This window comes from Nocardioides guangzhouensis (assembly GCF_004519545.1).
In the GTDB taxonomy this organism is placed as follows: domain Bacteria; phylum Actinomycetota; class Actinomycetes; order Propionibacteriales; family Nocardioidaceae; genus Nocardioides; species Nocardioides guangzhouensis.
The window spans coordinates 244,375-255,783 of record NZ_SDKM01000002.1; the positions used below are offsets into that span (position 1 = coordinate 244,375).

Annotated in this window: 11 protein-coding genes; 1 reads left to right on the top strand and 10 read right to left on the bottom strand. The window is 72.7% G+C overall.

Annotated features, from left to right (window positions below; genetic code table 11):
* Nucleotides 1-18 precede the first annotated feature (18 nt).
* The 7 genes from EKO23_RS02440 to EKO23_RS02470 all read right to left on the bottom strand — a co-directional run bounded on the left by EKO23_RS02440 (nt 19) and on the right by EKO23_RS02470 (nt 7,641).
* Nucleotides 19-984 (bottom strand): NADPH:quinone oxidoreductase family protein, encoded by a 966-nt coding sequence (locus EKO23_RS02440; protein ID WP_134713702.1) that lies wholly within the window; start codon nt 982-984, stop codon nt 19-21.
* A 182-nt stretch (nt 985-1,166) separates the two neighbouring features.
* The gene (locus tag EKO23_RS02445; RefSeq protein WP_134713704.1) at nt 1,167-1,988 is read right to left on the bottom strand and encodes an SDR family oxidoreductase; all 822 of its coding nucleotides are present in this window, start codon (nt 1,986-1,988) and stop codon (nt 1,167-1,169) included.
* Entirely contained in the window at nt 1,985-3,382 is a 1,398-nt protein-coding gene (locus tag EKO23_RS02450) for a flavin-containing monooxygenase (RefSeq protein WP_246050862.1), read from the bottom strand. The genes EKO23_RS02445 and EKO23_RS02450 overlap by 4 nt, the downstream gene beginning before the upstream one ends.
* 78 nt (nt 3,383-3,460) lie before the next feature.
* Nucleotides 3,461-4,744: a M15 family metallopeptidase gene (locus EKO23_RS02455; RefSeq protein ID WP_246050857.1), complete on the bottom strand. Its 1,284-nt coding sequence runs from the start codon at nt 4,742-4,744 to the stop codon at nt 3,461-3,463.
* 33 nt (nt 4,745-4,777) lie between these two features.
* The gene (locus EKO23_RS02460; RefSeq protein ID WP_246050858.1) at nt 4,778-6,172 is read right to left on the bottom strand and encodes an MFS transporter; all 1,395 of its coding nucleotides are present in this window, start codon (nt 6,170-6,172) and stop codon (nt 4,778-4,780) included.
* Nucleotides 6,173-6,221: 49 nt separating this feature from the next.
* On the bottom strand, nt 6,222-7,286 hold the full coding sequence (locus EKO23_RS02465; protein WP_134713708.1) for a LacI family DNA-binding transcriptional regulator: 1,065 nt from the start codon (nt 7,284-7,286) through the stop codon (nt 6,222-6,224).
* A gap of 142 nt (nt 7,287-7,428) precedes the next feature.
* Nucleotides 7,429-7,641, bottom strand: a complete 213-nt coding sequence (locus EKO23_RS02470; protein ID WP_167880289.1) for a hypothetical protein — start codon at nt 7,639-7,641, stop codon at nt 7,429-7,431.
* Nucleotides 7,642-7,912: 271 nt separating this feature from the next.
* On the opposite strand from EKO23_RS02470, the gene EKO23_RS02475 reads away from it, so the two are divergent.
* Complete coding sequence (locus EKO23_RS02475; protein WP_134713710.1) at nt 7,913-8,302, top strand: SHOCT domain-containing protein; 390 nt, start codon at nt 7,913-7,915, stop codon at nt 8,300-8,302.
* Between the two features lie 16 nt (nt 8,303-8,318).
* On the opposite strand, the gene EKO23_RS02480 is transcribed toward EKO23_RS02475, so the two are convergent.
* The 3 genes from EKO23_RS02480 to EKO23_RS02490 all read right to left on the bottom strand — a co-directional run bounded on the left by EKO23_RS02480 (nt 8,319) and on the right by EKO23_RS02490 (nt 11,169).
* On the bottom strand, nt 8,319-8,912 hold the full coding sequence (locus EKO23_RS02480; protein ID WP_246050859.1) for a TetR/AcrR family transcriptional regulator: 594 nt from the start codon (nt 8,910-8,912) through the stop codon (nt 8,319-8,321).
* 20 nt (nt 8,913-8,932) lie between these two features.
* The gene (locus EKO23_RS02485; RefSeq protein ID WP_134713712.1) at nt 8,933-10,348 is read right to left on the bottom strand and encodes a fatty acid desaturase; all 1,416 of its coding nucleotides are present in this window, start codon (nt 10,346-10,348) and stop codon (nt 8,933-8,935) included.
* A gap of 143 nt (nt 10,349-10,491) precedes the next feature.
* Entirely contained in the window at nt 10,492-11,169 is a 678-nt protein-coding gene (locus EKO23_RS02490; RefSeq protein ID WP_134713714.1) for a hypothetical protein, read from the bottom strand.
* Nucleotides 11,170-11,409 lie beyond the last annotated feature (240 nt).

An 11,409-nucleotide genomic window follows, 5' to 3' on the forward strand; every position in this document is an offset into this window, starting at 1 on the left:
GGCCGTCCGCGCTGAGACTCAGCGCACACGCAGCACCGTCTTGCCCAGCGTTCGCCGGGCGTCCATGTCGGCCAGGGCCTGCCCGATCCCGGCGAGGTCGTACGTCGCGCCGATCGGCGGGCGGATCGCACCGGAGGCGAACAGCGGGCCGAGCGCCTTCCACTGCTCGCGCATGTACGTGGGGCGGGTCATCGCCCAGGCCCCCCAACCGACGCCGCGCACGTCGATGTTGTTGAGCAGCAGCCGGTTGACCTTGACCTCGGGGATGCCCTGGCCGCCGGCGAAGCCGACCACCAGCAGCCGCCCGCCGCCGGCCAGGCAGCGCAGCGAGTCGGTGAACGCGTCGCCGCCGACGACGTCCACGACGACGTCGACCCCGCGGCCGCCGGTCAGCCCGCCGACGGCGTCCTTGAACCCGTCGAGCAGGACCACGTCGTCGGCCCCCGCCTGCCGGGCGAACGCCGCCTTCTCCTCGGTGGAGACCACGCCGATGGTGCGGGCGCCGAGCCCACGGGCGACCTGCAGGGTGGCGGTGCCGACGCCGCCGGCCGCGCCGTGCACCAGCACGGTCTCGCCGTCGCGGAGCCCGCCGCGCTCCACCAGAGCGAACTGCGCGGTCAGGTAGTTCATCGGCAGCGCCGCGCCCTCGTCGTACGACAGGTCGTCCGGGAGAGGGAACGTGAACGCCGCGGGCACCGCCACCCGCTCGGCGGCGGCGCCGTGGGCGAGCACGCCGGCCACTCGCTGACCGGCCGTGAAGCCGTGCGCGTCCGCGACGACGGTGCCGGCGAGGTCGACGCCGAGCGTGAACGGCAGGTCCGGCTTGAGCTGGTACTCGCCCCTGCTCAGCAGGAGGTCCGGGAACGAGACGCCGACCCGGTGCACGTCGACCAGCACGTCGTACGGTCCGGGCTCCGGCTCCGGGACGTCGCGGACCTCGATCGCGGAGGGGCCGTCGAGGCGGGTCACCTGGGCTGCGCGCATGTCCGCGACCCTAGCCACCCCGTCGAGTCGCGCCTCCCTGCCCGTCGAGTCGCGCCTCCCTGCCCGTCGAGTCGCGCCTCCCTGCCCGTGTCCCAGCGAGGCGCTATTCGATCCCAAGCGAGGCGCCACTCACGGCCCAGCGAGGCGCGACTGAAGGCCCAGCGGGGCGCAACTCAACGGGATCAGCCGCGCAGCCTCCGGGCGGTGGAGCGCTGCTGCCGGCGGGCCACGCGAGCGACGAGCGGAGCCCCGCGCATCGCCAGCCCCGGGGTCAGGTCGAAGAGCCGGGCCTGCGCACCGCGCCACCGCGGGAGCGCCACCGCCGGGCGTGGCCGCTCCACCACCTGCTCGACCAGGTCGGCCACCTCAGAGGGCTGGAGCAGCTTGCCGGAGAAGGACATCGCGGCACCCGGGTCGTCGAGCTTGTCGTGCAGCATCGGGGTCCACATGCCGTCGGGGCAGACGCAGCTGATGTGGATGTCGTCGAGGCCGGCGACGCGCAGGTCGGCCAGGGTCGACAGGGACAGGCCCATGACCGCGTGCTTGCTGGCGGCGTACACCGCCTCGCCCGGGACCGGCGCCAGGCCGGCGAGCGAGACGATGTTGAGCACGTGGCCGCGGCCGGCCGGGCGCATGAGGTCGAGCGCGGCCATGGTGCCGTGCAGGGTGCCGAGCGCGTTCACGTCGAACATCAATCGCCGCTGCTCGTCTGTGGTCTCCCAGACCGGGCCGGTGAACAGCACGCCCGCGTTGTTCACCCACAGGTCGAGCGAGCCGGCCCACTCCTGGGTCAGCCGCGCGGCCTCCCGGCAGGCGTCCTGGTCGCGTACGTCGAGCGCGGAGGCGAAGGCGTCCGAGCCGATCTCCTCCGCGGCCCGGGACGCCAGGGCGGCGTCCACGTCGGTGACGTGCACGGTGTAGCCGCGCCGGGCCAGCCGGTCGGCGATCTCGCGGCCGAGGCCCTGGCCGGCCCCGGTGACCAGGGCGCCCGGTCGGCCGGTCACCGGAGGGCTCCGGCGGCCGGCGCCGCGGTGCGCCGCTCCTGGGCCCGGCGGGCGCCGCGCTTGCGCTCCCGCCCCAGGTCCCAGAGGTAGCGGTCGAAGTCGACCTCCATGGTGTGCCGCTCGGACTCGTAGAACCGCCGCTTGTTGCGCTGGTGGTCGGCCCGCGTCCGGGAGCGGACCTCGGCCTGGTCGGGGAGGGCATAGCGGCCGGTGAGGATCTCGGCTGCCCACTGCGACTGCGCCTCGGCGATCGGCATCACCGCCCCCACCGGCTGCGCCAGCCCGATGAACCAGAGCCCGGGCAGGTCCGGGTGCACCATCCGCTTCCACAGCGGCAGGTCGTTGTCCTGCGGGTCGACCAGCGCCCGGTCGAGGAACGGGAAGGTCACGCGGTAGCCGGTCGCCCACACGATCAGGTCGGCCGGGGACTCGGTGCCGTCGGCGAAGTGGACGGTACGGCGGTCGAGCCGGTCGATCGCCGGGCGCGGTGTGATCTTGCCTTCCTTGACCAGGTCCCGGAACCGCACCGACTGCACCGGGTGCGACTGCCCGGGCCGGTGGTCGGGCTTCGGCACCCCGTGCTTCGAGACGTCACCGGACAGGAACGCGCCGAGCTCGAACTTGGCCCGGATCACCCACCACGGCATCCAGCTGGGCAGTCCGACCTGGTCGGACGGCCGGCCCAACAGGTGCTTCTGCAGCACCCACTGGCCGCGGCGCACCGAGATCGTCGACGACCGCGCGACACGCGCCGCCTCGACCGAGATGTCCAGCGCCGAGTTGCCCATGCCGACCACGACCACGTGCCGGCCGCGCAGGTCGTCGGCGGAGCGGTAGTCGTGGGCGTGCATCTGCTCGCCCCCGAACTCGCCCGGGTACGCCGGCTCCGGCCAGCGCGCGTCCCAGTGGTGGCCGTTGGCGACCAGCACGGCGTCGTACTCGCGGACCACGAGGCCGGCCGGGCCGGAGGTCCGCACGATCCAGGTGCCGGTCGCGGACCGGGTCACCGCCTCGACCTTCGTGTTGAACGTGATCGTGTCCCGGAACCCGAAGTGGTCGACGTACGCCTCGAAGTAGTCGCGCACCTGGTGGTGCATCGCGTAGTCGGGGTAGTCCTCCGGCATCGGGAAGTCGGAGAAGGCCATCCGCGGGCACGAGGTGTTGATCTCGAGCGTCTCGTAGCAGGCGGACTGCCCGTTGGGGTTCTCGTAGACCCAGTTGCCGCCCACCACCGGGCCCTGCTCGAAGCAGTCGAAGGGCACCCCGGCGAGGTAGAGCGCCTTGGCCGCGGCCAGGCCAGAGGAGCCGGCGCCGATGACGCAGGCGCGGGGCAGGGTGGTGTCGACCGGGACGGGGCTCGTGACCGCGGGTGCGAGGTCCCGGGGCTTGACCATGTATGCCACGGCGTCGATCCTGCCTTGCGCCCGGGCACGGTGCCCAGCGAGGGTCCGGATCGTGTCCGACCGCTCCGGTCAGCCGACCTCGACCAGCGCGTTCATCTCGAAGTGCATCGGGTCGGTCCACCGCCAGTCGCCGCCCCACGCGAAGCCCCAGCGCTTGAAGATCGCGACCACGGTGCGGTCCATCTCGCCGACCGTGCCGCGCTGGTTGCCGGGCACGTTGAGGTCGAGGGCGATGCCGAAGGCATGGTTGGACAGCGAGGTGGTGCCGGCGATGAAGCGCGGGTAGTAGCAGCCGGCGAACTCGCCCGGGTGGATCCGGTCGGCGAGGCCGGCGTCGACGACGTCGGTCAGCGCCGCCCGCAGCTGCGGCAGCATCACCTTGTGGCAGGTGACCGCACCGAGGATCGGCACCTGCTCGGTGCGGATGTTGGCGGCCACCCACGAGGGGTCGGGGGAGATCCGGTTGCCGCCGGCCAGCCGGTAGGAGAAGGACCCGATCGCGCGGGCCACCGAACCGCCCGTCGGGATCGCGGTCTGCGCGGCGTCCGGGTCGAGGCCGTAGCGGGTGACCGCGTCGAGCAGCTGGATGGACGGCTCGCCCCCGATGATCTCCTGCACCCGGCCGCGCACCGACTGCGGGCTGCGGATGCCGGTGGAGACCAGCAGCCCGTTGCCCTCGACCATGCCGAGGTCCTCGCCCCACCGCTTGTTGACCACGACGTCGATGCCGGGCACCTGCTCGGCGTACGAGCCGATGTGCACCTTCGGTGCCGTCTTGTCGTTGCCGAGCTGGACGTAGGCGCCCTTCTGCTGGAGCCGCCGGCCGAGCTTCTGGGGGATCGAGAGCTCGCCGCCGGCGACGCGTGCCCAGATGTCCTCGTGCTGCGCCGTGGCCGCCACGTTGAAGCGGCGGTACGACGCGGGGTCGACCGCGGCCACCGTCAGCGCGCGGTTCTCCACGCTCACCTGGGCGACGTCGAGCCGCTCGACCGCGGCCACGCCGCGCAGTCCGCGGATCCGCTGGACCACGTCGTCCGAGAGCGGACGCCGGCTGGAGACCAGCATGTCGGCCGGGTAGAGACGGCCGTCGAGCTTGCCCGGTGGGTCGACCGCGTGGTCGGGGTCGGCGACGGTGGCGCCGGGCTGCGGGTCGCCCGACCGGGAGGCGGTGGCCGGAGAGGACGGGTCGGCGTCCGGCTCGGCACCGGCGCCGTCACCGCAGGCGGCGAGCAGCAGGAGCGGGACCAGCGCCCCGGCGGCGACCAGCGCACGCCGCGGTCGCCTGCCCGCGGGTCCGCGTGCCGGCGTCCCGAGTGCCCCGATGCCCATGGCGCTCCCTCCCCCCGCGGCCATGGTAGATCCCCGCCCCCCAGCCGGGTCGCGCGGTCACTGCGGCGCGGGAACCTTGAACGGGTTGCGGATCAACGCCCACGACACCGCACCCCCGAGGGCGAGCAGCAGCGCACAGGCGACCATCGCCTTCCGGTAGCCGACCTCGAACAGGGCGGGGTCGGCGTACTCCGCGCCGGTGAGGCCGACCGCCGCCGGCAGCGCGGCCACCGCCAGCAGCGAACCCGAGCGGGCCACGGCGTTGTTGACGCCGCTGGCGATCCCGGCCCGGTGCCCCGGTGCCGCCGCGAGCACGGTCGCGGTCAGCGGCGCGACCATCACCGCCAGGCCGAGGCCGAACACCACGAGCCCGGGCAGCGCGTCGGTGACGTAGCGCATGCCGGCGTCGATGCCGACCAGCAGGAAGGTGCCGGCGGACATTGCCAGCGGCCCGACCGTCATCGGGATGCGCGGGCCGATCCGGGTGCCCAGCGCACCGAACCGGCTGGCGAGAAAGAGCAGGCAGAGCGTGATCGGCAGCATCGCCACCCCGGCCGCGAGGGCCGACCAGCCGACGACGACCTGCAGCTGGAGGACGACGAAGAAGCTGACCGCGCCCAGCGCGGCGTACACGAGGAACGTCATCGCGTTGGCGGCGCTGAAAGTCCGATCACGGAACAGCCCGAGCGGCAGCATCGGGTGGCTGCTGCGGCTCTCGACCAGGAGGAAGCCGACCGCGGCCCCGATCCCGAGGACCGCGGCTAGGGCGGCGACCGGGGATCCCCACTCGATCAGCGCGTACGTCGACCCGCCCAGCGCCAGCGACCCGAGCGCCGCCCCGGTGACGTCGAACCGGCGGGAGGCCGACGGGTCCGAGGTCTCGGGGACGTACCGCTGCGCGATGAGGATCGTGGCCGCCGCGAGCGGGATGTTGATCAGGAAGATCCATCGCCACGACGCGTAGTCGATGAGGGCACCGCCGACGAACGGCCCGATCGCGGCCGCGATGCCGCCGAGCCCGGACCAGCTGCCGATCGCCCGGCCGCGGTCGTCCGGCACGAACGTGCCCTGGATCATCGCCAGGCTGCCGGGGGTGAGCAGCGCACCGCCGACGCCCTGGACGATCCTGGCGACGATCAGCAGCTCCGGGGTCGGCGCCAGGCCGCACAGCAGCGACGCGCCGGCGAAGACCAGCGTGCCGACCACGAACACCCGGCGCCGGCCGAAGCGGTCTCCCAGCGAGCCGCCGAGCAGGATCAGCGAGGCCAGGGAGAGCAGGTAGCCGTTGGTGATCCACTGCAGCTGGGCGAGCGAGGCGTCGAGGTCCTCGCCGATCGTGCGCAGCGCGACGTTGACGATGCTGCCGTCGAGGAAGGCCATCCCGGAGCCGAGCACGGCCGCAGCGATCACCGCGCGGCCGGTCGGGCTGCCGAAGGTGACCGCCGGACTCACCGGGACAACCTAGCCCGGTCCGGACCAGCGCGCGTGGGGACGAGCGGGCTCAGGCCGGGGCGGTGCTGTCGCGCACCACCAGCTCGGTCGGGAGCACGACGTGCTCGGTGGGCCGGGTGCCTCCGGTGCGGGCGGCCTCGATGGCGGCGGCCAGCGCCGCGGCGGCGGCCCGGCCTTTGCCGGCCACGTCCTGCCGCACCGTGGTCAGCGCCGGCCGTACCCGCGACGCGAGCGGGGAGTCGTCGAAGCCGACCACGGAGAGGTCGGCGGGCACGATGAGCCCGAGGTCCTCGGCGGCCCGGACCACACCGTGAGCGAGGACGTCGGAGTAGCAGAGGACGCCGGTGGGCCGGTCCTCGCGGTCGAGCAGCGCGCGGGCGGCGGCCCGGGCCTCCTCGTCGTCGTTGCCGAGCTGGCGGAAGACGACCGGCTCGATGCCCAGCGGCTCGAGGACGTCGAGGTAGCCGAGCAGCCGTTCGCGGCCGACGTACTTCCAGGAGCCGGAATCGGCGACCGCCTCCCGGGCAGGGACGATGCCCGGCTCGCCGTGCAGGCCGGCGGTGACCACCGCGATCCGCCGGTGGCCGAGGTCGACGAGGTGCCGGGCAGCGGCCCGGGCGCCCTCCCGGTCGGCCACGTTGACCGCGTCGATGCCCGCGCGCGGCTCCTGGTCGACGTACACGAGCGGCAGCGCGCGGCGCTCGAGCCAGTCGATCGCGGTGGTGTCGGGGTCGCAGGAGTAGACGAGGGCGCCGTCGAGGGCGACGTCACGGGCGGGGACCACCTGGTCGCGGCTGGTCGAGGGGAGCAGGGTGAGCGCGAGCCCGGTGGGCGTCAGCTCCTCGGTCGCGGCGCCGAGGAAGCCCATCGCCACGTCGTCGGTGAAGGCGTAGCGCAGCGACGAGGTCAGCAGGACGCCGACCGCGCCGGTGCTGCCCCGCGCAAGGGCGCGTGCCGCGGGGTCGGGGCCGACGTACCCGAGCTCCCGGGCCGCCGCGAGGATCTTCTCGCGGAGCGCCTCGGAGAGCTGGTCGGGCCGGGAGAACGCGTTGGAGACGGTCATCCGGGAGACGCCCACGCGGTCGGCGACGGTCTGCAGGGTCACACGGGCCACGCTGGCCAGCCTAGGTGGTGTCCCCGCATGACACGGGTCGGCCCTCCCCGTGGTGGGAGGACCGACCCGTGGGCGGCGTTCTCGTGGTGGTGCGTGCTCGGCGCCGGGGTGGAGCCGGCCGGTGGCCGGGCCACGGTCGGGCTCAGGAGACCGGGGAGTGCTCGGCGGGAGCGACGGCGTTGCCTGCGCGGTGCAGTGCCGAGGCGAGCACCGAGCGGGTCCGCGGCGCGCGGGTGCGGGCCGGGACGTGGGGGACGACCGGGTCGCCCGCGTGGGCGCCGACGAGGCCGTCGGCGACCTGGGTGCGGGAGGGCCCGGAGGCGGAGAACGTGGTGAACATGGTGGGTACCTCCATCGGTGGTTTCTGTACCGCTACAGTAGGCGCTCTGACTTTACCGGTCAAGTGCATATGGGAGTGGCCTGGCTCACACTGCCGGACCGTGCGACATGGCGGGGTCTCGAGGCGCTCGCCGACGCTCGCTCCTGGACGACCGGGATGCTGCTTCCTCACCTGTCTCGGGGGAGGCCGACGACGGCGATCGGGTGTTTCCATGAGCCCGGCGGCCGGAGGAGTTCCGGCCCGGAGCCTCGGCCGGTCCTACCGGTCGGAGAGGATCGGTACCCGCATGGACTGGCTGGACATCTTCTGGTTCATCCTCATCTCGTTCGCGTTCGTCGCCTACCTGATGGTGATGTTCGCGATCATCGGCGACCTGTTCCGCGACGAGAGCACGTCCGGGTGGATCAAGGCCGTGTGGATCATCGTGCTGATCTTCTTCCCGTTCCTGACCGCGCTGGTGTACCTGATCGCCCGCGGCGGCGGCATGACCGAGCGCAAGCGGGCCGAGTACGAGCAGATGCGTGCCGCCCAGGACGCCTACATCAAGCAGGTCGCCGGCGAGGGCGGCGGCGGGGGCAGTGCCGCCGAGCAGATCTCCAAGGCACACGACCTCCTCTCGTCCGGGGCGATCACCCAGGACGAGTTCGACCGGCTGAAGGCCAAGGCCCTGAGCTGATCGCCGACTCCCCCCGTCAGCGCGCGAGCACCCGGGCCGCGACCCACGCGATGTCGTTCGCGGTCGCGGCCGGGGTGTTCGACGGCTGCATGACATGGCTCAGCACCACCCGCACGACCATGTCGATCGCGGCGTCGAGGTGCGGCTCGTCGAGCCCGAGCTCGTAGGGCTCGAGGCGCTCGCGGATCACCAGCTTCGCGACCGTGAGAAGCGAGTCCGCGTGCGTGGTCAGGAGCGGCAGCAGCTCGGTGTCGGCGCCGTGGGTCGCGGAGACCACCGCGTGCAGGAGCGGGTTGTCCTCGGCCAGCTCGAGCACCGCCCGCACCGCCGACCGGATCGACTCCCGCATGTCCCCCGGGTGCGCGTCGAACGCCTCCGTGACCACGGCGAGGAACCGCTCGAGCTCGGCCAGGATCATCGCCTCCGCGAGCGCCGACTTGGTGCCGATCTCGTTGTAGACCGTCTGCCGGCTGACCCCGACCCGCTCGGCCAGCCGGGCCATGGTGACCCCGGACCAGCCGGACTCGGCGGTGAGCACCGACGCCTCGGCCACGATCCGGGCGCGCAGTGGCGCGACCAGGGAGGGGCCGACGGCGGGTGGGGTGCTCACGTCCCCATCCTAGAAAGCGGTCAGGCGGGAGCGGACGAGAGTGGCACGAAGTCGACCTTCTCCCGCACGCCGCAGTCGGGGCAGCACCAGTTGTCGGGCACGTCGGCCCAGGCGGTCCCGGCCGCGAAGCCCTCGTGCTCGTCCCCGGCCTCGACCGCGTAGGTGTAGCCGCAGCCCGGACAGCCTGCGGCCAGCACCTCCGCGGCCGCACCGGCGGTCGCGTCGGCCCCGGTCACGACCTCCTCGCGCACCGGCGGCGGGTACGCCGCCAGCACCTTCTCGCGCTTGCGCGGGCTGATGTTGGCCCGGCTCATGTCGCCGTCGAAGTGGGCCAGCACCCGCGGGTCCATCACCCGCCGCCACACGGCCGGCACGATCGCGAGCACGATCATCCCGGCGTACCCCGTCGGCAGCACCGGGCTCTCCTCGAAGTCGCGCAGCGTCTGGTAGCGCCGGGTCGGGTTCGCGTGGTGGTCGCTGTGCCTTTGCAGGTGGTAGAGGAGCACGTTGGTCGCGATGTTGTTGGAGTTCCACGAGTGCGACGGGTCGACCCGCTCGTAGCGCTGCCGCTCGCCGACGCCGACGCGTCGCCGCAGCATCCCGTAGTGCTCCATGTAGTTCACGACCTCGAGCAGCGAGAACCCGACCACCGCCTGCACGAGGAGGTACGGCGCGATGCCGACGCCCAGCCAGGCGACCAGGCCGACCCACAGCACCGCCGACATCAGCCACGCGTTGAGCACGTCGTTGCCGATCCGGAACGGGTGCTGCTTCTTCCGCGCGTAGCGTCGCTTCTCGATCCGCCACGCGCTGCGCAGGGAGCCGATGACCGTGCGCGGCCAGAACTGGTAGAAGTTCTCGCCGACCCGGGCGCTGGCGGGGTCCTCCGGGGTCGCGACGCGGACGTGGTGCCCGCGGTTGTGCTCGATGTAGAAGTGCCCGTAGAAGACCGGAGCCAGCGCGACCTTCGACAACCACCGCTCGTGGCTCTCGCGCTTGTGCCCCAGCTCGTGCGCCGTGTTGATGCCGATGCCGCCGATCGCGCCGATCGAGGTGGCCAGCCCGAGCTTCGCTAACCAGCCGAAGTCGCCGGTGCCGATCATCCAGAAGGCCACCACGAAGCCGGCGTACTGGAGGGGGAGGAAGAGATAGGTGATCCAGCGGTAGTACCTGTCGTTCTCGAGCGCGTCGATGACGTCGTCGGGCGGGTTGGTGCGGTCGAGGCCGGTGCCCAGGTCGATCGCGGGGACGATCACCAGGATCACCACCGGGGCGATCCAGAACCAGGCGGTCCACCCGGTGAGCTGGTGCATGCCGAGCGCGACGAAGGCCAGCGACGGCACCACCAGACCGATCAGCCAGAGGTAGCGCTTCTTGTCCTTCCACTCCTCGGTCGAGCCCGCGGGGGCGGTGCTGTTCCGAGCGGTGTCGCTCATCGGGTCTCCTCGCCTCGAGATTTACACGACCATAGGTTTTGTAAACTTGTTTGACAAGACCTACGGATTTGTAAAGCCCGGGAACGCCAAGGGCCCGCCGCCTGTCCGGTGGCGGCGGGCCGCTGCTCGGCGGAGGCCGGGAGTCAGATCAGCTGGTGCGCCCGGTCGACCTTGCGGTGGTAGCGCTCGCCGACCTTGCCGCCGGTCATCGCGGTGATCAGGGTCAGCGCGAGGACCACGATGCCGGTGAGGATGCCGCCGACGCTGGCCTGGTCGCGCGGGATCGGGATGCTCGGGAGGTCGACCCGGTCGAGGACGTTGTACTGGTCGCCGAAGACCCAGCCGATGGCGACCGCGGCGATCGTGACCACGAGCCCGATCAGCCACACGGCCAGGCCCTGCTTGCCGCCGTCGAAGCGCGACATCCGCCCGGCGACGTACCCGCCGGCGTAGTAGGCGATCGCGAGCAGCGCGGCCAGCACGATCGCGGCCGCGAAGCCGATGGTGTTCGCGGCCCGCTCGGCGTCGTCCTGGGTGACGTCGGCGGCGCGTCCCGCCGCCGCGGCGATGGCGCCGACGATCGCGCTCAGGAGGATGGTCATCCCGACCGCGACCAGCCAGCCGAAGAAGGCGGCGCCGGTGTTCGTGCCGCCGAACCGCTGGCGTGCCGCTTCGCGGTCGACGACCTCGTCGCGGGTCACCGTCTGCCGGTGCGGCGGGTCCTCGCCACCGATGATGGTCCGGTCCGTGGTCGTCCCGTCCGTGGTCGTGGTGTCGTGCTCGGCGTCCCCGTCGGTGCCGTCTCGATGGCGGGTGAACATGGCGTCTCCTCCTCGACGGGCGTGTCCCGTCCGTCTCGGTTCGTACCCGTTTCCCCGGCCGGCATGTGAGGGCCGCGCTCGGACGCCGTCCGTCGTGCCTCCCTCACCAATGAGTCGCGCCCCCCTCACCGATGAGTCGCGCCTCCCTCACCGATGAGTCGCGCCTCCCTCATCGATGAGTCGCGCCTCCTTGTGCCCGCGACCAGCCGGGCGCAACTCAACCCCCAGCGCGGCGCAACT

What these genes read in the sequence shown, in the direction of transcription:
- EKO23_RS02440 (WP_134713702.1), bottom strand. Translation starts at nt 984, where the DNA reads ATGCGCGCAGCCCAGGTGACCCGCCTCGACGGCCCCTCCGCGATCGAG.
- EKO23_RS02450 (WP_246050862.1), bottom strand. Translation starts at nt 3,382, where the DNA reads ATGGTCAAGCCCCGGGACCTCGCACCCGCGGTCACGAGCCCCGTCCCG.
- EKO23_RS02455 (WP_246050857.1), bottom strand. Translation starts at nt 4,744, where the DNA reads ATGGCCGCGGGGGGAGGGAGCGCCATGGGCATCGGGGCACTCGGGACG.
- EKO23_RS02470 (WP_167880289.1), bottom strand. Translation starts at nt 7,641, where the DNA reads ATGGAGGTACCCACCATGTTCACCACGTTCTCCGCCTCCGGGCCCTCC.
- EKO23_RS02475 (WP_134713710.1), top strand. Translation starts at nt 7,913, where the DNA reads ATGGACTGGCTGGACATCTTCTGGTTCATCCTCATCTCGTTCGCGTTC.
- EKO23_RS02485 (WP_134713712.1), bottom strand. Translation starts at nt 10,348, where the DNA reads ATGAGCGACACCGCTCGGAACAGCACCGCCCCCGCGGGCTCGACCGAG.
- EKO23_RS02490 (WP_134713714.1), bottom strand. Translation starts at nt 11,169, where the DNA reads ATGTTCACCCGCCATCGAGACGGCACCGACGGGGACGCCGAGCACGAC.